Annotated in this window: 14 protein-coding genes and 2 pseudogenes; 5 read left to right on the top strand and 11 right to left on the bottom strand. The window is 69.0% G+C overall.

Going from position 1 to position 24,118, the window contains the following annotated elements; translation table 11 throughout:
* The 4 genes from ccrA to ACZ3IC_RS21475 form a co-directional block, all read right to left on the bottom strand.
* Entirely contained in the window at window positions 1–1,374 is a 1,374-nt protein-coding gene (gene ccrA / locus ACZ3IC_RS21460; RefSeq protein ID WP_467418218.1) for a crotonyl-CoA carboxylase/reductase, read from the bottom strand.
* A gap of 361 nt (window positions 1,375–1,735) precedes the next feature.
* On the bottom strand, window positions 1,736–2,533 hold the full coding sequence (locus ACZ3IC_RS21465) for a GNAT family N-acetyltransferase (RefSeq protein ID WP_467418219.1): 798 nt from the start codon (window positions 2,531–2,533) through the stop codon (window positions 1,736–1,738).
* 102 nt (window positions 2,534–2,635) lie between these two features.
* Window positions 2,636–3,451 (bottom strand): TetR family transcriptional regulator, encoded by an 816-nt coding sequence (locus tag ACZ3IC_RS21470; protein WP_467418220.1) that lies wholly within the window; start codon window positions 3,449–3,451, stop codon window positions 2,636–2,638.
* Between the two features lie 91 nt (window positions 3,452–3,542).
* Window positions 3,543–5,324, bottom strand: a complete 1,782-nt coding sequence (locus ACZ3IC_RS21475) for a 3-hydroxyacyl-CoA dehydrogenase family protein (protein ID WP_467418222.1) — start codon at window positions 5,322–5,324, stop codon at window positions 3,543–3,545.
* 362 nt (window positions 5,325–5,686) lie between these two features.
* Between ACZ3IC_RS21475 and ACZ3IC_RS21480 the strand changes: the two genes are divergently transcribed.
* Entirely contained in the window at window positions 5,687–6,259 is a 573-nt protein-coding gene (locus ACZ3IC_RS21480; RefSeq protein ID WP_467418223.1) for an adenylosuccinate lyase, read from the top strand.
* Between the two features lie 143 nt (window positions 6,260–6,402).
* Here ACZ3IC_RS21480 and ACZ3IC_RS21485 read toward each other — a convergent pair whose 3' ends face one another.
* Both ACZ3IC_RS21485 and ACZ3IC_RS21490 read right to left on the bottom strand, forming a co-directional pair.
* Window positions 6,403–8,007, bottom strand: a complete 1,605-nt coding sequence (locus ACZ3IC_RS21485; protein ID WP_467418225.1) for an alpha/beta hydrolase — start codon at window positions 8,005–8,007, stop codon at window positions 6,403–6,405.
* Between the two features lie 142 nt (window positions 8,008–8,149).
* Window positions 8,150–8,434: pseudogene (locus ACZ3IC_RS21490) on the bottom strand (Rv2578c family radical SAM protein); the annotation flags it as partial.
* A gap of 160 nt (window positions 8,435–8,594) precedes the next feature.
* Here ACZ3IC_RS21490 and ACZ3IC_RS21495 point away from each other — a divergent pair.
* The 4 genes and pseudogenes from ACZ3IC_RS21495 (at window position 8,595) to ACZ3IC_RS21510 (ending at window position 12,613) form a co-directional block, all read left to right on the top strand.
* The gene (locus ACZ3IC_RS21495; protein ID WP_467418227.1) at window positions 8,595–9,038 is read left to right on the top strand and encodes an SRPBCC family protein; all 444 of its coding nucleotides are present in this window, start codon (window positions 8,595–8,597) and stop codon (window positions 9,036–9,038) included.
* A 185-nt stretch (window positions 9,039–9,223) separates the two neighbouring features.
* Window positions 9,224–11,674, top strand: coding sequence for an MFS transporter (locus ACZ3IC_RS21500; RefSeq protein ID WP_467418228.1), 2,451 nt, complete (start codon window positions 9,224–9,226; stop codon window positions 11,672–11,674).
* 8 nt (window positions 11,675–11,682) lie between these two features.
* Window positions 11,683–11,907: pseudogene (locus ACZ3IC_RS21505) on the top strand (ABC transporter permease); the annotation flags it as partial.
* 148 nt (window positions 11,908–12,055) lie between these two features.
* Complete coding sequence (locus ACZ3IC_RS21510) at window positions 12,056–12,613, top strand: DinB family protein (protein ID WP_467418229.1); 558 nt, start codon at window positions 12,056–12,058, stop codon at window positions 12,611–12,613.
* A gap of 44 nt (window positions 12,614–12,657) precedes the next feature.
* On the opposite strand, the gene ACZ3IC_RS21515 is transcribed toward ACZ3IC_RS21510, so the two are convergent.
* The 5 genes from ACZ3IC_RS21515 to ACZ3IC_RS21535 all read right to left on the bottom strand — a co-directional run bounded on the left by ACZ3IC_RS21515 (window position 12,658) and on the right by ACZ3IC_RS21535 (window position 23,546).
* Entirely contained in the window at window positions 12,658–13,062 is a 405-nt protein-coding gene (locus ACZ3IC_RS21515) for a GntR family transcriptional regulator (RefSeq protein ID WP_467418230.1), read from the bottom strand.
* A 44-nt stretch (window positions 13,063–13,106) separates the two neighbouring features.
* Complete coding sequence (locus ACZ3IC_RS21520; RefSeq protein ID WP_467418232.1) at window positions 13,107–14,081, bottom strand: ABC-2 transporter permease; 975 nt, start codon at window positions 14,079–14,081, stop codon at window positions 13,107–13,109.
* Window positions 14,078–15,022 carry an ABC transporter ATP-binding protein gene (locus tag ACZ3IC_RS21525; protein WP_467418233.1) on the bottom strand — a complete coding sequence of 315 codons (945 nt, stop codon included), beginning with the start codon at window positions 15,020–15,022 and terminating at the stop codon, window positions 14,078–14,080. Before ACZ3IC_RS21525 ends, ACZ3IC_RS21520 begins: the two co-directional genes overlap by 4 nt.
* A gap of 218 nt (window positions 15,023–15,240) precedes the next feature.
* Window positions 15,241–18,939, bottom strand: a complete 3,699-nt coding sequence (locus ACZ3IC_RS21530) for a S8 family serine peptidase (protein WP_467418234.1) — start codon at window positions 18,937–18,939, stop codon at window positions 15,241–15,243.
* Between the two features lie 788 nt (window positions 18,940–19,727).
* Window positions 19,728–23,546 carry a S8 family serine peptidase gene (locus ACZ3IC_RS21535; protein WP_467418235.1) on the bottom strand — a complete coding sequence of 1,273 codons (3,819 nt, stop codon included), beginning with the start codon at window positions 23,544–23,546 and terminating at the stop codon, window positions 19,728–19,730.
* Window positions 23,547–24,118 lie beyond the last annotated feature (572 nt).

The raw sequence follows: 24,118 nt of genomic DNA on the forward strand, positions 1-24,118 counted from the left end.
TCAGACATTCCTGCTGTGCTTGCCGGTCCGCTCCGCCGACGCGTCACGGAACAGATTGATGGCGTCGATGTGCTTCTCGCGCAGCTCCTCGTCGCGCACGCCCAGACCCTCGCGCGGCGCCAGCGCCAGTACACCGACCTTGCCCTGGTGGAGATTGCGGTGGACGTCGTACGCGGCCTGACCCGTCTCCTCCAGGGAGTAGACCTTCGACAGCGTCGGGTGGATCTTGCCCTTGGCCACCAGCCGGTTGGCCTCCCACGCCTCGCGGTAGTTGGCGAAGTGCGAGCCCACGATCTTCTTCAGCGACATCCACAGGTAGCGGTTGTCGTACTCGTGGTTGTAGCCGGACGTCGAGGCGCAGGTGACGATCGTGCCGCCCTTGCGGGTCACGTACACCGAGGCGCCGAACGTCTCGCGGCCCGGGTGCTCGAAGACGATGTCCACATCCTCGCCGCCGGTGAGTTCACGGATGCGCTTGCCGAACCGCTTCCACTCGCGCGGGTCCTGGTTGTGCTCGTCCTTCCAGAACTTGTAGCCCTCGGCGTTACGGTCGATGATCGCCTCGGCGCCCATCTTCCGGCAGATGTCCGCCTTCTGGTCGCTGGAGACGACACAGATCGGGTTGGCGCCACCGGCCAGCGCAAACTGCGTGGCATATGAACCGAGTCCGCCGCTGGCGCCCCAGATCAGCACGTTGTCGCCCTGCTTCATGCCCGCACCGTTGCGCGAGACGAGCTGGCGGTACGCGGTGGAGTTGACCAGGCCCGGAGCCGCGGCCTCCTCCCAGCTGAGGTGCTGCGGCTTCGGCATCAGCTGGTTGGACTTGACGAGCGCGATCTCGGCGAGGCCGCCGAAGTTGGTCTCGAAGCCCCAGATGCGCTGCTCGGGGTCGAGCATCGTGTCGTTGTGGCCGTCCGAGGACTCCAGTTCGACCGAGAGGCAGTGCGCGACGACCTCGTCGCCCGGGTTCCAGGCGTTGACGCCGGGGCCCGTGCGCAGGACGACGCCCGCCAGGTCGGAGCCGATGATGTGGTACGGCAGGTCGTGGCGCCTGGTGAGCTCGCTGAGCTTGCCGTAGCGCTCCAGGAAGCCGAAGGTGGCCATCGGCTCGAAGATCGAGGTCCACACCGAGTTGTAGTTCACCGAGCTGGCCATGACGGCGACCAGTGCCTCGCCGGGCCCGAGCTCGGGCACCGGAACCTCGTCGAGATGCAGCGACTTGCGGGGGTCCTTGTCGCGGGTGGTGAGCCCGGCGAACATCTCCGTCTCGTCCTTGTGCACGGTCATCGCGCGGTACGACTCAGGGATGGACAGGGCTGCGAAGTCTGCGGCTGTGCTGTCCTGCGATTGGATCGCGTCCAGGATTTCCTTCACGGTGTGCCTCCGGCGGATGGGGGCGCTGAGGGAACGCTTGAGGGTCCCTGCAAGCAGAGGGGGAGCAGTGTGGTGTGGAGGTGGCTGCCGTCGGTTCGGCTGGTGAAGCTTCGGCTTGCTCTGTGGAGCAGAAGGGATTGCCTGTGACGCAGGCGTCCGGGCGCGCAGGCACATGGCTTGCGGGGACAGCCGGCGTACGTGAGGTCTCAGCACGCCGGCCGCCCGGACAACTTCAAGGTATGGCACCCCGTGACACCTGGCAAGGCACTCGGTGCCAACAATTTCTCTCACTTGTCACCCGCCGGGCACGCATGAGCAACGCAAGAGGTGTTTCGGGGCGGTTCTGTCCCGCCGGATGCGGTCAGTGCGAGGGCCGGTACACGTGAGGAGTCGTGGTGCTCAGGGCCAGGAATCCGAGTCGCTGGAGGATCGGGCTGCTCTGGTCGGAGGCGTCGACCTGCAGGTAGCCGTAGCCGCGCTCCGCCGCGATCCGGGCGCGGAAGGCGACCAGGGCCCGGTAGATGCCCCTCCCGCGCCACGCCTGGACCGTTCCGCCGCCCCAGAGCCCCGCGAAGCCCGTGCCCGGGTACAGCTCCATCCTGGCCGAGCTCACCGGCTCGTCGCCCACCATGGCGAGGACGCCGACGAAACTGTCCGGGTCCTCGGTCAGCCTGGCCAGCACCTGATGCCGCAGCCGCGACCAGTCCGAGCCGAATGCCTGCTCATGGGCGCGGGCCATCAGTTCCACATCGTCGGCGTCACTCACGGTGCGCAGCCGGACGCCCTCGGGCAGTTCCACCGCCGTCGAGAGGTCCGTCACCGGGGCGACCATCAAGGTCTCCGGCTCCTCCGCCTCGAAACCGGCCGCCAGCAGCCGCTCCGCCAGATCCGCCGGCCGGTCGTGCGCGTACAGCTTCCACTCGAACTCGTCGTGCCCCAGGGCCGTGCAGTGCGCCACCTGTGCCGCGATCGCCGCGTCCGCCCGTGCGGCATCCAGGTCCGGGGCCGACCAGACGACACCGTTCCAGTCGTCGGCCGTGCCGACCTGTCGTACGACATCACCGGTGCGTTCGACCCGGACGCCGGGGCCGTCAGGGCGGGCGTGTTCGCGCATCTCACGGTCGAAAAGGGTCAGCAGTGTGTCGCGATCGTGATGCATCCGCACAGCACAGTACCGGGGTGCGGGCGCGGCAACCGGTTTTCCGACGCCCGGGCGGACGGGGACGGTCGGCTGGGGCGGAACCGGCCGACTCGCCCCCGTTCAGCGGTCCTTGAGCGCCTGCTGGATCGTGCGCATCACTTCGTCCAGAGGCGCGTCGGTCCGCGCCACCGCGACCAGTACCTCGCCCTGGGACGCCACCGAAGCGGCCGGCTGCTTCGCCGGCTCGGTGCCGGCGACCCGGCCCGCGCCGATACCGGTCCCGAACGTGTCGCGGACGATCGAGAAGGCATGGTCGAGCTGGGCCTCCACATCGCCCTCGCCGCCCGCCCGCAGCCAGCGGCGCAGCACATGGTTGTGCGCGGTGACGACGGCGGATGCCGCGACCTCCGCGAGCAGGGGGTCGTCATTGCCGACATGGTGGTCGCGCTCGTCGAAGTGGCCCAGCAGATAGCGTGTGAACAGCCGCTCGTAGCGGGCCACCGAGGCGATCTCGGCCTCGCGCAGTGTGGGGACCTCACGGGTCAGCTTGTAGCGGGCCACGGAGACCGCGGGCTTGGCCGCGTACATCTTCATGACTTCCTTGATGCCGCGGCAGACGGTGTCGAGCGGGTGCTCGTGCGCGGGGGCGGCATTGAGGACGGCCTCGGCCCTGACGAGGGTGTCGTCATGGTCCGGGAAGATGGCCTCTTCCTTGGAGCGGAAGTGCCGGAAGAAAGTCCGCCGGGCGACTCCCGCGGCGCCCGCGATCTCGTCGACCGTCGTCGCCTCGTACCCCTTCGTGGCGAAGAGTTCCATCGCCGCGGCGGCCAGCTCGCGGCGCATTTTGAGCCGTTGGGCGGCGGCGCGGGTGCCGGTGGCACTCTCCTGGGTGTCGGGCGCGGCGGAGACACGGGGGGACCTGGCGGGCTGGGACATGGTGTGAACGTACTGCATCTGTGCAGGGGAACGCGCCTGTGGGGGAGGGCTGCCCGACGGATCGAGCAGCCCTCCCCACCCGGCTCCCGGCTCAGCGCCGGGCATATTCGCGGAAGCCGCGCCCCGTCTTGCGACCGAGGCAGCCGGCGGCCACCAGATGCTCGAGCAGCGGTGCCGGGGCCAGGCCGGGGTCGCGGAACTCGCTGTGCAGCACCTTCTCGATGGCGAGCGAGACATCGAGTCCGACGACGTCGAGGAGCTCGAACGGGCCCATCGGGTAGCCGCCGCCCAGCTTCATCGCGGCGTCGATGTCGTCGAGGCTCGCGTAGTGTTCCTCGACCATCTTGATCGCGTTGTTGAGGTACGGGAACAGCAGCGCGTTCACGATGAAGCCGGCCCGGTCCCCGCAGTCCACCGGGTGCTTGCGGACCTTGACGCACACCTCGCGGACGGTGGCGTGGACGTCGTCGGCGGTGAGCACCGTACGGACGACCTCGACCAGCTTCATCGCGGGCGCCGGGTTGAAGAAGTGCATCCCGATGACGTCCTGCGGGCGCGAGGTGGCCCGTGCGATCGCCACGACCGGCAGTGACGAGGTGGTGGTGGCGAGCACCGCACCCGGCTTGCAGACCTTGTCCATCGTCCCGAACAACTGCTGCTTGACCGCGAGGTCCTCGGCGACCGCCTCGACCGCGAGATCGACATCGGCGAAGGCGTCCAGCGAACCGGCCGCGGTGATCCGGGCCAGGGTCTCGTCCCGCGCCTCGGCCGTCAGCCGGCCCTTGGAGACCGAACGCGCCAGGGACTTGGCGATCCGGCCCTTCGCCGTGTCCGCCTTCTCCTGGCCGCGGGCGGCGAGCACCACGTCGTAGCCGGCCTTCGCGAAGACTTCGGCGATCCCCGAGGCCATCGTTCCGGAGCCCGCGACACCCACCGACCGCACCGTGCGCCCGGTCGCCGTTCCCGCGCTCTCCCGCGGGGTCAGCGCGTCCGGCACCACGGTCTGGCTGCCGGCCTCCTCGTACGTATAGAAGCCGCGGCCCGACTTGCGGCCGGTCAGCCCCGCTTCGCTGAGCTGACCGAGGATGGGGGCGGGGGCGTGCAGCCGGTCGTGTGACGCGCAGTACATCGCCTCCAGGACGGTACGGGCGGTGTCGATCCCGATCAGGTCGAGCAGGGCGAGCGGGCCCATCGGCAGGCCGCAGCCCAGCTTCATCGCCGCGTCGATGTCCTCGCGGGAGGCGTAGTTCGCCTCGTACATCGCGGCGGCCTGGTTGAGGTACCCGAACAGCAGCCCGTCGGCGACGAAGCCCGGCCGGTCGCCGACCGCGACCGGCTCCTTGCCCAGCCTGCGGGCAAGCGCGGTGACCGCCTGGACGGCCGGCGGCGCGGTCAGCACCGAGGAGACCACCTCGACCAGCTTCATCGCGGGCGCCGGGTTGAAGAAGTGCAGGCCGAGCACGCGCTCGGGGTGCAGCGATTCGGCGGCGAGCCGGGTGACCGACAGGGCGTTGGTGCCGGTCGCCAGGATCGTGGTGGGGGAGACGACCGCGTCGAGCTCCCGGAAGACCTGCTGCTTGATCTCGTACGACTCGGGCACGACCTCGATGACCAGCTCCGCCTCCGCGGCGGCCTGAAGGTCACCGAAGGTACGGAACCGGGCGAGGACGTCGCTCCGCTCCTCCTCCGTGATCCGCTCGCGCCGCACGGCGCGGGCGGTCGAGGCTTCCAGGGCGGCGACGGCCTGGCGGGCCGCCGCCTCGCTGATGTCGATACCGATGACCTCGTGGCCGGCGCGGGCCAGGACGTCGGCTATGCCGGTGCCCATGGTGCCGAGACCGACGACGGCGATGGTGCTGAGCGGGGTGTCCATCACGGGACTCCAGAGAATGAGTGACGACTGTGAGGAGGAGGCACGGTGTGCGCTGAAGGGTGAACCTGCGCAAGGCGTGCGGGAGTTGCGTGTCGTGGTGCTCAGGGCCGAGGCGTGATGAACGCGCTCGGACCGGGAAGGGGCGACGGACTCTGTCCCGAAGTCGCGTCTCGCAAAGCTGCCGAACCGACAAGCACTCCGGGTGGCTGCGTCACCAGGCCACCGGAGCCTGCGGGGAGTGTGTCCCGCTCACATGAGCTTAACCGGTGGGTAACGAGCACGCCAGCCCCGGGATGTCGTGCGTCATGTCACATTCACCCCGGCTCTCGATACCCAGAGTTCCCGTCGATACGCTGACGGTCATGGACGAGGAGTTCCGGTCGCTGACGGACCGGCTGGCGGACGAGACGGGAGAGTCGGCGGCGTACCGCAGACTGCTCGCCACCGATGACGACGAGGAACTGGCCCGCGTTCTCGTGGAACGCGAACGCCCGCTCTGGGCACGTGAGATCGCCGCGTTCCGGCTCGGCTGCGGCGGCGACCGGCGGGCCTTCGAGGCGCTGGTCCTGCTGCTCAATCACCGCGACCCGGAGCGCTGCGTCTCCGCCGCCCACGCCCTGGCGCGCCTCGGCGACCCGCGCACACCCCGGGCCGCCGCCGCCCTGGCGACCAACACCCTGCGCACCGCCTACGCCCTGCATCCGGTGCGCCTGCTCACCGAGCTTCGGGCCCCGGAGTCCGTACCGGCGCTGATGACCACCCTGGAGGGCCTTCTGGCCCCTGACGACCCGCACTGGCGGGTGGCCCTCGCCTGCGTGGAAGGCCTCGGGCAACTCGGCGACGAACAGGCCCGCCCGCTCCTGGAGGCGGCGCTGCCGCATCCGAGGCTGGGCGACGCCGCACGGGATGCGCTCAGCCGGCTGCGGCGGGTCTGAGGGCGTGGACCCCTGCCCACCGGTCCGGCGCCGACGCGCTCAAGGGGCGCAGAGCCGGCGTGGGCGTGCATGGCGTCGTACCGGCCGTCCTGGCGCATGCGCCAGGACGGCCCGTACGTGTGATCAGGCCCGGCCGTGGGCCGTCAGCCGCGGAATCCGAGCAGCCCGTGCAGGATGCTGCCCCTGCTGCCGGAATTCGTTCCCTGGGCCGACTTCGCCGCCGCCATGTCGGTCAGCGGCTTCGGGTCGGGGGAGGTGGCGCAGACCGCGTCCGCTTCGGTCCGGCTGTCCTTGCCACGCGGGACGGTGCCCTTGGCGAGATAGTCCGCCAGGTAGGCGTCCAGGCAGTCGTTGCCGCTCAGCGTGATGCCGTGATTGCCGCCGCCCTGCTCGACCACCAGGCTGGAGCCGCGCAGATTGCGGTGCAGGGTGACTCCGCCCTCGTACGGTGTGGCCGCGTCCTCGGTGGCCTGGAAGAGCAGCACCGGCGGCAGGCTGTTGTTGGAGACCCGTACCGGGTTCAGCGGCTCCACCGGCCAGTCGGCGCACGGGGCGTTGTACCAGGTGTTGTTCCAGGTGAAGAAGGGCGCCTTGGCCTGTACGTTCCAGCTGTCGTTGCGCCAGATGTTCCACTCACGGGGCCACTGGGCATCCCGGCACTGCACGGCCGAGTAGACCGAGTACCCGTTGTCGCCCTCCGCGTCGACCGCGCCGAACCTCTTGTACGCCGTTACGAGCGCGTCCTGGTCCTGGTCGTTCACATACGCGGCGAACGCATCGGCCAGGTAGGGCCAGTAGCCGTTGTAGTAGCCACCCGGCAGGAAGGTGTCCTCCAGCTCGCTCGCCCCGACCCTCCCGCCCGCGGGGTGTGCCTTCACGGCGTCACGCATCGCGTACCAGGCGCGCTCGACCTCCGCCGGGTCGCTGCCGAGCCGGTATGTGGCGTCATGCTTCGCCACCCAGGCGGCGAACGCTTTGTGGCGGGCGTCGAAGGCGTAGTTCTGGCTGAGGTTGTCGTCGTACCAGACGCCCTCCGGGTCGACGTTCGAGTCGAGTGCCAGGCGCCGCACCCGCTCCGGGAAGAGCTTGGCGTACACCGCGCCCAGGTAGGTGGCGTACGAGTAACCGAAGTAGTTGAGCTGCTCGGAGCCGGTCGCCTGCCGGATCACGTCGAGGTCCTTGGCGGCGCTGACCGTGTCCATGTGCGGCAGCAGATCCGGGTATTTCTCCCCGCATGCCTGCGCGAACGAACGGGCCCGGTTCCGGTTGGCCTGCTCGACGTCGAGCGAGTCCGGCACCGAATCGGGGCGCAGCTTGTCGAAGTGGCCCGGTACGCAGTCCAGCGCGGGCTCGCTCTTCCCGACGCCGCGCGGGTCGAACCCGATCACGTCGTACTGTGCGGCAACCGCCTTCGGCAGCGAGGACGCCACGAAGCCGGCCATCGAGAGGCCGCTGCCCCCGGGGCCGCCCGGATTGACGAACAGAGGGCCCTGGAAGGTCTTCGCGGTGTGCGGGATCCGGGACAGAGCGAGCGTGATGCGCCGACCTGACGGATCATCATGATTGAGTGGCGTACTGACCGATGAGCACTGCAGCCTCGGGTACGACTTGGTGCCGCAGTCGGTCCATCTGAGCTGAGCGGCGGCGCGCTGCACACCGGTGTCGGCGGTCGCCGGGGACGGTGCGGCGGTCACCAGACCGGCGACCGTCGCACCGGCGGCGAGCAGAATTACTGGACGTTTCGTCATATGGCCTCCCGTGGTGGGGGAAACACGGCTGCGCGTGGCGCAGCCCCCGCCGCATGCTCCCCACATTCACGCCCGGAAGGACCTGTTGCAGTGAGAGTTGACCCATTTGCGCGCGTCGGATACGCCAGGTCGGAGCAGGGTCGAGCTGGGTGGGTTCGGGACTGTCGAGCGGAGAGTGCTGCTCCTGACGCACGGGCAGCCGAGGGGTCGTCCCGCGGTGCGAGGGGCCGATGCCGAATTCGGCCGTCGGCTCGTGGACGTACCGCGTGATGGGCCGCTGGTACCACTTGGGCGCGTAGGCCCCCTCGGCGTGCAACCGCTCGTACCGTCGCACCGGATGCGGGTGATGGTGCGCGGGCCACTGCATGTACCACTCCCGGGTGCCGGGCCGCGGATGGAGCATGAGCGGCGTCGCCGAGCTCGCCCCCGGCGGCGGCGATACGCCTCCTCGGTAGCGCTGGACAATGAATAGAGCGCTTGTTCCCTTGATTGTTTTCTCCCCTTCGTCCAGGCCCGGATTTTGAGTGGCGTCCCGGAGGTGGTTGGCTCAGCACACCCCCGAACAACCGAGTGCTGGAGGAACAGCCATGGCGCAGGTCGAGGCAACGACGGAGCGAGTCATCGCGGCGGACGCGGAGACGGTGTTCGACGCGCTGGCCGACTACGAGGAGGTCCGGGGCAAGGTGCTGCCCGGACACTTCAGCGAGTACGAGGTGCGTGAGGGCGGTGACGGCGAGGGCACCCTCGTCCACTGGAAGCTCCAGGCCACCCGCAAGCGGGTGCGCGACTGTCTGCTGGAGGTCACCGAGCCCACCGACGGCCAACTCGTGGAGAAGGACCGCAACTCCTCGATGGTCACCACCTGGACCGTCACTCCGGCCGGTGAGGGCAAGTCGAAGGCGGTCGTGTCGACCGTCTGGAACGGTGCCGGCGGCATCGGCGGATTCTTCGAGAAGACCTTTGCACCCAAGGGACTTGGGCGGATCTACGACGAGCTGCTGCAGAACCTCGCCACCGAGGTCGAGAAGTAGCTCACCCTCTCTTGACCGGCCTCACCGGTTCGGGTGGTTCTCTCGGCCCGTCGGTTGTGCGCCGTAATGGCTCCCACCGGGGGCTAAGCCCCCCGAGTGCGCCGTCAGCGCCCCCCGTCGCGTTTGCCTCCCCTGTCGCGCAATGCGAGAAATGGGCGGCGCAGATGCGACGAGGGGAGCGGCACGTGGTGGGTGGGATCACTCTGTTGGAGGACGATCCGAGCGGTGCGGGGGCCGCCGAGGCGGCGACCACGCCACCCTCCGGGACGCCCTTGCCGCTCCCCGTCGCGAAGGAAGTCGCACCCGCTCCGTCCGCCGTACCGGAGATCAGCCCCCGTCACATCCGGCTGGTCTTCCTCGGGCTGATGCTCACGCTTCTGCTTGCGGCGCTCGACCAGATGATCGTCGCCACCGCGCTGCCGAAGATCGTCGGTGAGCTGCACGGCCTGGAGAAGATGTCCTGGGCCGTCACCGCGTACCTCCTCGCCTCCACCATCGGACTGCCGATCTACGGAAAGCTCGGCGACCTCTTCGGCCGCAAGGGCGTCTTCCAGTTCGCGATCGTCGTCTTCGTCATCGGCTCCGCGCTGGCCGGCTGGTCGCGCACCATGGACGAACTGATCGCCTTCCGCGCCGTTCAGGGCATCGGCGGCGGCGGGCTCATGATCGGTGTCCAGGCGATCATCGCGGATGTCGTACCGCCCAGGGAACGCGGCCGGTTCATGGGGCTCATCGGCGCAGCCTTCGGCCTCGCCTCCGTCGCGGGCCCGCTGCTCGGCGGCTTCTTCACCGACCATGCTTCCTGGCGCTGGTGCTTCTACATCAACGTTCCGTTCGGTCTGGCCACTCTCGCCGTCATCACCGTCGTACTGAAACTCCCCAGGCCCACCGTCCGGCCTCGCCTCGACATCCTCGGCGCGCTGCTGCTTGCGGCCGCCTCCACCTGCCTGGTGCTGCTGACCAGTTGGGGCGGTACGGAGTACGCCTGGGGATCGCGCACCATCCTGGGACTCGCCGCCGGAGCCGCCGGAACGGCCCTGCTGTTCCTCGTCGTCGAGCACCGGGCGGCCGAACCGATCATTCCGCTGAGGCTGTTCCGTGACTCGATCTTCAATGTCACCGCACTCGTCGGCGCGGTCGCCGGGGTCGCACTGTTCGGCGCCGCCAGCTATCTGCCGACCTTTCTCCAGATGGTCGACGGGGCCACGGCCACCGAATCCGGGCTGCTGATGCTCCCGATGATGGGCGGCATCGTCGCCGCGTCCATCGTCTCCGGTCAGCTGATCTCCCGTACCGGCCGCTACCGCGTCCACCCGATCCTCGGCGGCGCCGTCTCGGCGATCGGCATGTGGCTGCTCTCCCGGCTCGAAATCGACACCTCGCGCCTCGAATACAGCATCGCGCAGGCCGTGCTCGGCATCGGGATCGGACTGGTCATGCCGGTGCTCGTCCTCGCCGTGCAGAACTCCGTACAGCCCGCCGACCTCGGCACCGCCACCAGCGCCAACAACTACTTCCGGCAGATCGGCGGCAGCGTCGGCGCCGCCGTCTTCGGGACGCTCTTCGCGGGCCGCCTCGCGGACGCGCTCGCCGTCCGCCTGCCGTCCGGCGCCGACCTCCCCGACCCCGAGTCGATCACCCCGCAGCTGGTCCATGCCATGGAACCCGCGCTGCGCGACAGTTACATCCAGGCGTACGCCGACGCGATGCCGCGGATCTTCCTCTACCTCGTGCCGGTGCTCGTGCTCGGCCTGTTCTTCGCCTTCTTCCTCAAGGAGAAACCGCTGGTGTCCCATCACAGCCCCGAAACCGCCGCCGAGTCCGCACCGATCCCCGCAGCCCGCACCACCGTTGCCGCTCCGTCACCCGTGTACCTGTCGGGCGTGCCGGTGTGCGGGAGCGTCCAGCACCCTGACGGTACGAAGGTCCCGCGCGCCGCCCTCACTCTCATCGACGTCCAAGGACAGCAGGTCGGACGGGGCGCGAGCGGCGACGACGGGCGGTACGCGCTGAGTGTGCCGGGCGCCGGCTCGTACGTCCTCATCGCCGCGGCCGGCGGCCACCAGCCGCAGGCCGTCAGCGTCACCGTGGGCGAACGGCCTGTCGAGCTCGATGTGGTGCTCGGCGGTGCGGGACGCCTCGCCGGGACCGTCGTCACCGCCGACGGCATCCCGGTGCGCGACGCCGCCGTCACCCTCACCGATGTACGCGGCGAAGTGGTCGCCTCCACCCGCAGCGGCCGCGAAGGCGGCTATGTGATCACGGAGTTGGTGGCCGGCGAGTACACCCTCGCCGCCAGCGCCCCCGCATTCCGGCCCGCCGCGCTGCCGGTGAGCGTGCAGGCGGCCAGGGAGACCCGGCAGGACATCGAACTCGCCGGTGGAGCGGTGCTGCGCGGCATCGTACGGGCGAGCGGCGGCCGGCCCGTCGAGGATGCCCGGGTCACGCTCCTGGACGCGGCGGGCAATGTGGTCGACACCCTCACCACCGGGCCCGACGGCGCATTCCGGTTCGTGGACCTGTCCACCGGTGAGTACACGGTCATCGCGGCCGGGTACCCGCCGGTGGCCACCGTGCTCCAGGTCGCGGGTGGCGGACGTACCGAACGCGACCTCCAACTGGGGCACGAGGACTGACCGTTCCCGAGTCGCTGCTGCTGTCGGCGCTGGGCGGGGCGACGGGCGCGCTGCTGGGCGCAGCGGCGACGTACGGCTTCGCGCGGGTCCAGGGGTGGACGGCGATGGTCCCGCTCTGGTCCCTGGCGGGCGGCGGCCTGGCCGCCACCCGCCTGATCGGCGTGGTGGCGGGCCTCTATCCGGCGATCCACGCCTCCCGTCTCCACCCGGCGGTGGCTCTGAACGCGACGTGAGGCGGCGGCGTGCGGGGTGCCCTTTTGAAGCGGCGCCCCGCACGCCCCACTTGCTCCACGCCGCCCCTTCGTCCCCACGGGGTCGGACGCATCAGCCGACTCCAGGCATGCTTCCAGCCGCGTCGCGACCGGTGTGAGGATGGCTGCCATGACATGGACGGCACCCCGCATCGAACGTACGACAGCCGACGGCGACCAGCTGAACGTCCCGAGCACCGCGGACGAGCGAGCCATGCTGGAGGGCTGGCTCCGATGGCACAGGGAGACGCTGCTCACCAAGTGCGCCGGACTCGACCGGGCGCAGCTGGCGCGCACCGCCGCCGAACCGTCGAACCTCACTCTCCTCGGCCTGGTACGGCACATGGCGGAGATCGAACGCTGGTGGTTTCGGCGAAGCTTCGCGGGTGAGTCGATCGGCGACATCTTCACCGGCCCCGACGACGGGGACGAAGGCATCGACGGCGTCGACCCCGCTTACGCGGAACGTGACTTCGCCGCGTACCGCGCCGAGGTCGAGGCGTGCAAGGCCGCCGTGGCGGGGCGCGGTCTCGACGAGACATTCATGTCGATGAGCCGCGGCCGGCTCGTCAGCCTTCGCTGGGTGTACCTGGTGATGATCCAGGAGTACGCGCGCCACAACGGCCACGCGGACCTGCTGCGCGAACGGACCGACGGCGCCACGGGCGACTATCCGGCGCTGGGTTGAGCGCGGTTTCGTGCTCCTCGGTGCGAGGAGCACGAAACCGCCCCTCAGTCGTCCGTCTCGGACGGATACACCGCCGCATAGGTTGAGCGGAACAGGGCGGTGACCTCCTGGCCGCTGAGACCCTGAGAACGTGCCTCGTCCAGCCACTGCGCGAGCGAGGCGCGCAACGGGGAGTCCGGACTTTCCTGGGCCGGGACCAGGGAGCGGGTGATGAAGGTGCCCGCTCCCTGCCGGACCTCGGCGAGGCCCGCGCGTTCCAGCTCGCGGTACGCCTTGAGGGTCGTGTTCGGATTGACCTTGGTCTCCGCCGCGACCTGCGCGGCAGTGGGCAGCCGGTCGCCCTTCTCCAGGGCGCCCATCCGCAGCGCCTGTTCGACCTGTCGCACGATCTGGAGGTACGTTGCCACTCCGCTGCGTTTGTCGATGCGGAATACGACCACTGTCGTCACCTCCCGTTGGACTGCCGAAACGATCGTACCTGCGGCGGTATGTCCTAAAGAGGGCGCCGGGACACCCGCCACAGGGTGAACACGGTGAGCACGGCGGTGGCCGCGAGCAGGATGCCCGCCCCGGTCCACTGCATGGACGGCATCTGGTCGTAACCGAGGTACTCGACGACATTGTTGACGATGCCGTGCTCCTTGATGCAGGCGTCCGAGGCCGCTTCGGTGCTCTTGGCGCACAGCCCCCAGCCGTAGCGATGGCCGTCGGCGGAGCCGATCCAGCGGTCCAGCTCGAGCGACTCGTTCAGCCGTGCGGGCATGTCGCCGTCGAGCGGGTAGGTGAGCATGCGGGACGGCGCGAGATATGCGCGCATCTCGCCCCAGACGACCTCGACGATCGCGGCGAAGACGAACGTGACCACCATGGACGCGAGGACCCGGCGCAGCAGCATGCCGATGGTGATGCCGGCGGCGGTCAGGAAGAGGCAGAGCGCGGGCAGCATCGGACCGGTGTTGTCGAAGACCGGCCCCTCCGGCCACAGGTTGGGGAAAACCGAACGGTAGGGCTTCCACCACCAGGTGAAGAACGCCGAGAGCACCGCGCCGGACACGACCACGGCGGCGTAGCACCAGATGAGCTTCGTCGCCAGCCAACGACGGCGGGACACGGACTGGGTGGTGACCAGCTGTGCGGTGCCGTGTTCCTGATCGCCCGCGATCAGCGGGGCGCCGAGGAAGACGGCGAGGATCACGGGCAGCCCGCTCAGGGCCGTGAGGGTGAGACCGATTGCCTTCGAGTCGAGTGTCGGCTGCGCCAGCTCCTTTTCCGGCCAGCCCGCGGCTTCGAGTGTCTGGCCCATTTGGCTGCGCTGGTACGCGATCCAGATCGAGCCGAGAACCATCACGGCGAGCACGGTGAGCAGTGCGGCCCGGTGCTGACGTACGACGAGCCAGCTCAGCCCGCGCAGTAGACGGGGCCCGGGCGTCCGTCCGGTTCGGGGCGTCTCGGTCAGGGTGGTGCTCATGAGGTGGGGATCCCTTCGGCCTCGATACGGGCACCGGGTGTGAACAACGGGGGTGCGTCCGGCGAGCGGAGATGCGCCAGCAGCACTTCCTCCAGGCTGGGTTCGGTGACCACCCAGTCACCCGGCAGCGGGCCGTTCGGCCGCACCAGCGCCTGGAACTGCCTGCCCTGGACACGGGTTTCGATCACCGTGTGAGGGGCCAGTGCGGCGGCCGGGTCCTCACCCGAGGCGAGTCCCGTCACCAGTGCGTGCGCCGGGACGAGCGCGTCCGCGTCACCCGCTATCCGAATCCTGCCGTCGGCGAGAACCAGCAGGTAGTCGCACATGTCCTCCAGCTCGGACAGCATGTGTGAGGACATCAACACCGTGGTGCCGCGCTCCACGGCCTCCGACATCAGGAGGGCGCTCATGTCGTGGCGGGCCAGCGGATCGAGGTCGGACATCGGCTCGTCGAGCAGCAGCAGGTCGGGCCGCTTGCCGAAGGCGAGCGCGAACGCGACACGGGTGCGCTGACCACCGGAGAGCGTACCGATACGGACGTTCATCGGCACCTGACCGGACCGTACGATCCGCTCCGCCGCGGCCATGTCCCAGCCGGGGTTGAGCTCGCTGCCCAGACGCAGCGTCTCCGCCACGGTGAACCGCTTGAACAGCGGCTTGTCCTGCCCGAGGAACGCGAATCTCGGCATCGTCGCGGGATCGTCCACCGGCACGCCGAAGATGCGGAGTTCACCCTCCGTCGGCTGCACCTGCCGGGTCGAGAGTCCCAACAGGGTGCTCTTTCCTGCCCCGTTGGGGCCGACGAGACCGCAGATCCGCCCGGCCGGCAGCCGGAACGAGCAGTCGCGCAGCGCCCAGCCGCGACGGTAGCGCTTGCCCAGGCCACGGGCCTCCAGCGCCCATGCGCCGGACGCGGCGCCCGGAGTGAATGCGTCTGCCATGCACTTCGCCTCGATTCCATTAGTCAATTAATGGAATCATGGTCTTTGTGAAGGAGGACTGTCAAGGAGGCGCCGTCGGGTCCGCGCGACCCGGGGCTCCGGGGTATCTGGAATGCACCTGTTCGGGGTGTGGGGCGCTTTCGACCGCAAGAGTGCGCCCCTGGCACAAGGGCGTGCCTTGTGTCAGGGGCGCGGTCAGGAAAGGGCTGTCGTGCGGGTCAGCGAATGGCGTAGGCCTTGATCAGGGTCTGCTCGATCTTGCTGCCGTTGGTGTCCTGTGCCTTGACGCGCAGGGACACAAAGCCCGAAGTCGGGTTGTTCACGGACACCTTGTAGCTGCCGTCGCTCTTGCTCTTGACCTTCGCGGGCTGCCAGGTGGCACCCTCGTCGGAGGACGCCTCCACCTCGACTCCGTCGATGTCCGGGGTGGCGCCGTTCTGGAGGAGGAACGACAGGTCGAACTGGTAGGTGTCGCCGCCCGGGGTGGTGTTCTCCGCGTCCAGGTCCAGGCCGTACTTCGGCCAGAGCAGCGCCAGGTCCTCCTTGCCGTTCGCGGGCCGGGCGGACTTGAACGTCCACGCGGTGCTGGTCTTCGTGGACAGCGGGAACCACGCCGGGTGCTCGGTGTCCATGGTGATCCGGTAGGTCGCCGGGTCAGGGCTGACCGGCAGCGTCGTGAGCGAGAACCGGTCGGTCTCCTTGAGGAGTTTGCCGTCCTGGTACAGCCGCACCGTCGACTTGTCGCCATTGGACACGAAGTAGGCGTAGTGTCCCGGCTCGCTGTCGCCCATCTCCTGCATGTTGAGGGTGACCTGGTCACCGTCGCGGAACGCAAGGGTGTTCTCCGGTCCGGACGGGCCGTTCGCCGCACCCAGCCAGGTCTCCTCGCGCTGCTCGCCCGGGCTGTAGTTGCGGATGACGTCACGCATGGCGCGGCCGATGTCGGTGCGGTCCGGGTAGACCGTGTGCAACCACCGCATGTCCTTCATCGTCGGCCACTTGCTGCCGGTGGAGTACCACTCCTCCCGGTCCAGCGGCGCGTCGTAGAAGTCCACCACATCGACGAGGGAGGTCTCTCCCGGGCGGATCGCCGAAGTGGTGTCGCCGATCAGAGTGCCCTTGGTGCTGCGGTAGTGGGACTTCACCACGGCCGAGTTCTCTGTGGTGACCGCGTCGGTGGGGTCGGCCGGGATCCCACCGGGAACCATCAGCGCGATGTTGTACACATAGGGGTGGTTCCCGATGCCCTGCAGGTTGATCTGCGTGGGACCGTCGGTCATCCGGCCGAAGAGCACCGCGCCCTCGTCCTGGGTGAGGGTCCAGGCCGGGATGGCAGTGCCGGTGGCGCGTGGCACGATGGTGGCGTAGGGGCCGGGCCGGTCGTTGACGATGATCGCTGCCTTCGCACCGGCACCGGCCACCGCGGCGATCTGGTCGACGGCCTTCCGGGTGGCGTCGCGGGTGACGACCGCGAGCTTGTTATCGAGGTCCTTGCCGGCCAGGTCCTCCGGCCGTCCCGTGCCGGCGTCGACCGCCTGGAGCGTGCTGGGGCCGTACAACCGGGCCGCATACATCACCGGCTCAAGGGCGAGCGCGCCTCCCCGCCCGGCATAGGACGCCCGGATCACCGGCGAGTACCTGCGCTGCTGGAAGTTGAACTCGAACGTGCCGTCCGTCACCGGCTCGGTGGGCACCACATAGGCGTGGTCCCACAGCGGGCTGTATGCGCCCTTCAAGAAGTCGATCCCCCGCTTGCCGGGGAGCTGCTGGCGGTACCCGAGCTTGAAGCCGTTCGGCTCCGACTTCTTGGGGGTCGCGACCTTGACTTCCTTGCCCAGCCGGGCGTCCATCGTGATCGTCCGGTCCGCCTTCAGATCCACGACGGGCTCACCGGCGAGCGTGTAGTCCAGGGTCTGGCCCGTGGCCTTGTCCTTCGTGTTGACGACACCCATGACGGAGTAGCGTCCCTGCGGCACCGCGACGGTCTTGGTTCCCCCCTCGGGGTAGACCTGGCGGACGACGCCGTTGTCCAGGTCGAACACCGCGAGTTCGCCGGACGCCGGGTCTCCGTTCCGGCCGATCGTGTGGATGGTGAGGTCGACGGTGGGCACGTCCTTCGTGGCGCCGACGGTGGTGCGGATCGCGGTGCCGTCGGGCGCGGTGGCGGTGATGATGCCGGTGTAGTCGCCCATGGCGCCGAGTTCGGGGTGGTAGGTCACCGTCACGCTGGCGGTGGAGTTGGCCGGGACTGTCACGTTGTTGGTGCTGAGCGTGAACGTGCCGTCCGGCGGGGGTGCCGTCTCCCCGAGGCTGAACAGGCGGAGCGACAGCGTGGTGTCCGCTGCGGAGGTGTTGACGTAGTTGACCGTCTTGGTGACCGGTGCGCTCTCGGCCGACTTCTTGCCCATGCTGATGACGGCGGGGCTGGAGTAGACCTCGGCGTTGATCGCCTTGGGCACGTCGACGCGGCCGTTACCGCCCTGGTAGGCGTTGTACGAGCCCTGCTTGGCGGTGCTGACCAGCACCTGCTTGAGCCGGTCGGCGGACCAGTCGGGGTGGCGCTGGACGAGGATCGCCGCTGCGCCGGACACGTGCGGGGTGGCCATCGAGGTGCCGTTGGCCGCGGTGTAGTTGGCGTCGACCGGGGTGCCCATGGAGGTGCCGGCGGCGCGCGCGGCGACGATGCCCACGCCCGGTGCGGTGATCTCCGGCTTGACCGCAAAGGTTTCCTTGACCGGGCCGCGGCTGGAGAAGTTCGCGAGCTGGTCCTGCTTGGACACCGCGCCGACGGTCAGTGCGTCCTGGGCGGCACCGGGCGAACCCACGGTCCCCTTGCCCGGGCCCGTGTTGCCGGCCGCGATGACGAACAGCGACCCGGAGGACTCGGTGAGCTGGTTGACGGCCTGGCTGATCGGGTCGGTGCCATCACTGCCGGCCGCCGAGCCCAGGCTCATGCTGATGACGTCCACACCCTGGGCCGCCGCCCACTCCATACCGCCGATGACCGCCGACTGGGACCCGCTACCGGCCGTGTTGAGGACCTTGCCGATGTACAGGTCGGCGCCCGGCGCCACACCCTTCAATTTGCCGCCCGACGCGGCACCCGAGCCGGCGATGGTCGAGGCGACATGCGTGCCGTGACCGTGGTGATCGACCGCGTCAGGGTCGTCGGAGAAGTTCTCCATTTTCTTGACCCGCCCTGCCACATCGGGGTGGTTGGGGTCGATTCCGGTGTCGAGGATGGCCACCTTGGTGCCGGTGCCGTCGTAGCCGGCCGCCCACGCTTCAGGGGCGCCGATCTGCGGCACACTCTGGTCCAGCGTCACCTGCACCGGCTTGTCGAGCCAGAGCTTCTTGATCCCGTCGGCGAGCTTCGGTGCCTTTGCCGTGGCGGTGCTGTCGTCGTCGACCGCCTCCCAGAACGTCGCCGCCTTCTTCTTGCCGGCGTGCAGCGCCACCGCGTTGGCACTGGGCAGCCCGTCCTTCTTCACCGAGCCGGCCGGCGCGGCCTTCTCGAGCGCCTTGCCGGCCTTGCCCGGCGCGCCCCCGTAGGTCGCGATCAGAGGAACGGCGGAACGGCGCGCGTCGTCATAGCCGTACTCAACCAGCTTGGTGACGTTGAACAGCTCACGGTCGAGCTCGTTCGCGGCGAGGTAAGGCTGCGCCTTGTCCGGGATGACATAGACCTCGTCGCCCACCTTCAGGGTGGTGAACGCCGCCGGGGTGCCGTCGGCCGCGGGCTCGACCGTCGCCGCCTGCAAGCCATCGGCGTGACGCTCCAGCGTCACCACTTCGCCGGTGACGAGGGTGAGCTTGTGTGTGGCGACAACGGGGCTCTTCTGCTGTGGCTGGCTCGCTCGGGGGGCCGGCGTCTCGGCGGCGGTGGCGACGGGGAGGGTGGTGAGTGTTCCGGCCACACAGGCCGCGGTGAGAATCCCCAGGGCCGTCCGCACTGGACGGCGTGTCAGCCGGTAGGCTATGGGGGTGTTCGGGCTGGCTGAGGATCTGTTCGGCCCAGCCGGTTGCGACTGTCTCATCAAGGCGTTGACCTTCTCTGAGGGGGAATGAAGGCGCGCGGAACCACGCCGTCGCGTGGATGCGGCGCCGCGTCGTATATGCGTCGTATGTGGTGGGTGGTTGGGCTGCTCTTTCAGGTGCGAGCGGTGCAGCAGCACCAGGGGACGGCGGACCGCGCGCCGTGTCGATGCGGCGGCCGTGCGCCGCCGGGTATGTCAGGCACGGGAACCTTGCTGCGCTGTGGGATCCGGAGAATCGGGGTCGGCGTGCACCGCCCCTCTGGGCTGCCCAATCCCCATCCGCGCCTCGCTTCCGGTTCACCTCAGGGTGTTAGCGGAGAGACTAGGCCCTGCACCGACTGGGAGCGCTTCCATCATTCGATTGAGTTTGAGTGGGTGCTTGATCCCCAACGGTTCCGAAATGCAGCAGATTTCGCGTCGACGCCGGCGGTATGAGCGCCGAACCCGCCGCAGAAAATGGCCGGGGTGGGTTCGGACGTCGGGAACTTTCGGGTATGTCCGGCACGTTCAAGGACGTCGAGGTCTGGTGGCAGGCGCGGGACGAGTAGTTGGTTTTGACCATACCGAGTTCCGGCGAGGTATGTGAGCGCCGGTACAACGGGGTGCGCCCCCGGCACAAGGGCGTTCCTTGTGCCAGGGGTGCGGTCAGGAATGGGCCGCTGTGAGGGTCAGCGAACGGCGTAGGCCTTGATCAGGGTCTGCTCGATCTTGCTGCCGTTGGTGTCCTGTGCCTTGATGCGCAGGGACACGTAGCCCGAATCCGGGTTGTTCACGGACACCTTGTAGCTGCCGTCGCTCTTGCTCTTGACCTTCGCGGGCTGCCAGGTGGCACCCTCGTCGGAGGACGCCTCCACATCGACTCCGTCGATGTCCGGGGTGGCGCCGTTCTGGAGGAGGAACGTCAGGTCGAAGTCGTAGGTGTCGCCGCCCGGGGTGGTGTTTTCCGCGTCCAGGTCCAGGCCGTACTTCGGCCAGAGCAGCGCCAGGTCCTCCTTGCCGTTCTCCGGCCGGGCGGACTTGAATGTCCACGCGGTGCTGGCCTTGGTGGACAGCGGGAACCACGCCGGGTGCTCGGTGTCCATGGTGATCCGGTAGGTCGCCGGGTCAGGGCTGACCGGCAGCGTCGTGAGCGAGAACCAGCCCTGCTCCTTGAGGAGTTTGCCGTCCTGGTACAGCCGCACCGTCGACGTGGTGCCGTTGTCGCCCTGGAAGTAGGCGTAGTGTCCGGGCTGGCTGTCGCCCATCTCCATCATGTTGAGGGTGACCTTGTCACCGTCGCGGAACGCGAGGGTGCTCTCCGGTCCGGACGGGCCGTTCGCCGCGCCGAGCCAGGTCTCCTCGCGCTGCTCGCCCGGGCTGTAGTTGCGGATGAGGTCCCTCATGCTGGTGATGATGTCCTTGCGGTCCGGGTAGACCGTGTGCCACCACCCCATGTCCTTCATCGTCGGCCACTTGCTGCCGGTGGAGTACCACTCCTCCCGGTCCACCGGCGCGTCGAAGAAGTCCACGAACTGGGTGATGAAGGATTCTCCCGGGCGGATCGCCGAGGTGGTGTCGCCGATCAGAGTGCCCTTGGTGCTGCGGTAGTGGGACTTCACCACGGCCGAGTTCTCCGCGGTGACCGCGTCGGTGGGGTCGGCCGGAATTCCACCGGGAACCATCAGCGCGATGTTGTACACATAGGGGTGGTTGCCGATGCCCTGCAGGTTGATCTGCGTGGGACCGTCGGCCATCCGGCCGAAGAGCACCGCGCCCTCGTCCTGGGTGAGGCTCCAGGCCGGGATGGCAGTGCCGGTGACGCGCGGCACGCTGGTGGCGTAGACGCCGGGCCGGTCGTTGACGATGATCGCTGCCTTCGCACCGGCACCGGCCACTGCGGCGATCTGGTCGACAACCTTCTGGGTGGCGTCGCGGGTGACGACCGCGAGCTTGTCATCGAGGTCCTTGCCGGCCAGGTCCTCCGGCCGTCCCGTGCTGGCGTCGACCGCCTGGAGCGTGCTGGAGCCGTACAACTGGGCCGCATAGGTCACCGGCTTGAGCGGGAGTGCGCCTCCCTGCCCGGCATAGGACGCCCGGATCACCGGCGAGTACCTGCGGTCCTGGAAATTGAACTCGAAGGTGCCGTCCGTCACCGGCGCGGTGGGCACCACATAGGCGTGCTTCGCGAACAGGCTCGACGTACCCTTCATGTAGTCGACCCCGCGCTTGCCGGGCAGCTGCTGGCGGTACCCGAGCTTGTACTGGCTCGACTGCGACTCCTTGGGGGTCGCGACCTTGACCTCCTTGCCCAGCCGGGCGTCCATCGTGATCGTCCGGTCCGCCTTCAGATCCACCACAGGCTCACCGGCAAGCGTGTTGCTCACGGCCAGGCCCGTGGCCTTGTCCTTCGTGTACACCAAGCCCATGACGGAGTAGCGACCCTGCGGCACCGCGACGGTCTTGGTTCCGCCCTGGGGGAAGACCTGTTGGCTGACGCCGTTGTCCAGGTCGAATATCACGAGTTCGCCGGACGCCGGGTCTCCGTTCCGGTCGATCGTGTTGAGAGTGAGGTCGACGGTGGGCACGTCCTTCGTGGCGCCGACGGTGGTGCGGATCGCGGTGCCGTCGGCCGCGGTGGCGGTGATGATGCCGGTGTAGTCGCCCACGGCGCCGAGTTCGGGGTGGTAGGTCACCGTCACGCTGGCGGTGGAGTTCGCCGGGACCGTCACGTTGTTGGCGCTGAGCGTGAACATGCCGTCCGGCGGGGGTGCCGTCTCTCCGGCGCTGAACAGGCGGAGCGACAGCGTGGTGTCCGTCGCGGAGGTGTTGACGTAGTTGACCGTCTTGGTGACCGGTGCGCTCTCGGCCGACTTCTTGCCCATGCTGATGACGGCGGGGCTGGAGTAGACCTCGGCGTTGATCGCCTTGGGCACGTCGACGCGGCCGTTACCGCCCTGGTAGGCGTTGTACGAGCCCTGCTTGGCGGTGCTGACCAGCACCTGCTTGAGCCGGTCGGCGGACCAGTCGGGGTGGCGCTGGACGAGGATCGCCGCTGCGCCGGACACGTGCGGGGTGGCCATCGAGGTGCCGTTGGCCGCGGTGTAGTTGGCGTCGACCGGGGTGCCCATGGAGGTGCCGGCGGCGCGCGCGGCGACGATGCCCACGCCCGGTGCGGTGATCTCCGGCTTGACCGCGAAGGTTTCCTTGACCGGGCCGCGGCTGGAGAAGTTCGCGAGCTGGTCCTGCTTGGACACCGCGCCGACGGTCAGTGCGTCCTGGGCGGCACCGGGCGAGCTCACGGTCCCCTTGCCCGGGCCCGTGTTGCCGGCCGCGATGACGAACAGGGACCCGGAGGACTCGGTGAGCTGGTTGACGGCCTGGCTGATCGGGTCGGTGCCGTCGCTGGGGGTCGAACCGCCCAGGCTCATGCTGATGATGTCCGCGTCCTGGGCCGCCGCCCACTCCATGCCGGCGATGACCATCGACTCGGAGCCCGAACCGGCCGTGTTGAGGACCTTGCCGATGTACAGGTCGGCGCCCGGCGCCACACCCTTGAGCCTGCCGTCCGACGCGGCACCCGAGCCGGCGATGGTCGAGGCGACATGCGTGCCGTGACCGTGGTGATCGACCGCGTCAGGGTCATCGGTGAAGTTCTGCGCCTTCTTCACCTGCCCCGCCACATCGGGGTGGTCGGGGTCGATACCCGTGTCGAGGATGGCCACCTTCGTGCCGCTGCCGTCATAGCCGGCCGCCCACGCCTCCGGAGCACCGATCTGCGGCACACTCTGATCCAGCGTCACGCGCACCGGCTTGTCGAGCCAGAGCTTCTTGATCCCACCGGCAAGCTTCGGCGCCTTCGACGCGGCAGCGCTGTCGTCATCAACCGCCTCCCAGAACGCCGACACCTTCTTCTTGCCGGCGTGCAGCGCCACCGCGTTGGCACTGGGCAACTCATCCTTCTTCACCGAGCCGGCCGGCGCGTCCCGCTTGAGCACCTTGCCGGCCTTGCCCGGCGCGCCCCCGTAGGTCGCGATCAGAGGAACGGCGGAACGGCGCGCGTCGTCATAGCCGTACTCAACCAGCTTGGTGACGTTGAACAGCTCACGGTCGAGCTCGTTCGCGGCGAGGTAAGGCTGCGCCTTGTCCGGGATGACATAGACCTCGTCACCCACCTTCAGGGTGGTGAACGCCGCCGGGGTGCCGTCGGCCGCGGGCTCCACCGTCGCCGACTGCAAGCCATCGGCGTGACGCTCCAACGTCACCACCTCTCCCGTGACGAGGGTGAGCTTGTGCGCGGCGACAACGGGGCTCTTCTGCTGCGGCTGGCTCGCCCGGGTGGCCGGCGTCTCGGCGGCGGCGATGGCGGGGATGCCGAGCGTCCCGGCCACGCAGGCCGTGGCCAGCAGCACCGTGAGCGCGCGATGTGGACGGTGTGGCGAGCGCCGGAGTATGGGGGTGGTCAGGTGGTCCGGGAGCCCGGATGCCCCGGCCGGTGGTGACTGACTCATGCGGCAATGACCTTTTCTGAGGGGAGAATGCGCGCGGATACCGCGCGGTTGTGGGGAATGCGCATCGCGCCGAATGGCTGCGATGCATGTGGTGGGTGCTGCTTCGGGCGGATCGGTGGTACAGCGCCGGGCGGCGAACGACGCGTCCCGCTTTGGCGGCAGTGATCTGGCACCGGTCGGTCGGCCTGCGGGTTCGTCCCGGAACCTGACCTCGTCGGGAAACCAGGGCCGGTCGAGGCGATCCGTCAGATCTGACCGTGCGGCAGAAGTCCTGCGGAAACGGGGGGACGAGTGGCAACAGGCGGAGGCGGTGATTCCATGACGCTGAGTGTTGTTCACGCACCGGCCACCTAACGACTGGGCAGATGACCCAATTTTGCTGCCGCACCCGCGTAAGGCCTGTTCTGAGTCGGCCCGCGGCGTCGCGAGGCCCGGCACACACGCTCGCCGCACCGGCCGAACGCCCGAGTAACTCCTTCCCCAAGCTCTCAAGGAGCAGGGGAGACCCCATCCCAGGGCATTCGTCCGGCACGCCGATCGCACGCACCGAACGCCGCTCCTTCCTCCACGGG

This window comes from Streptomyces sp. NPDC002958 (assembly GCF_055563255.1).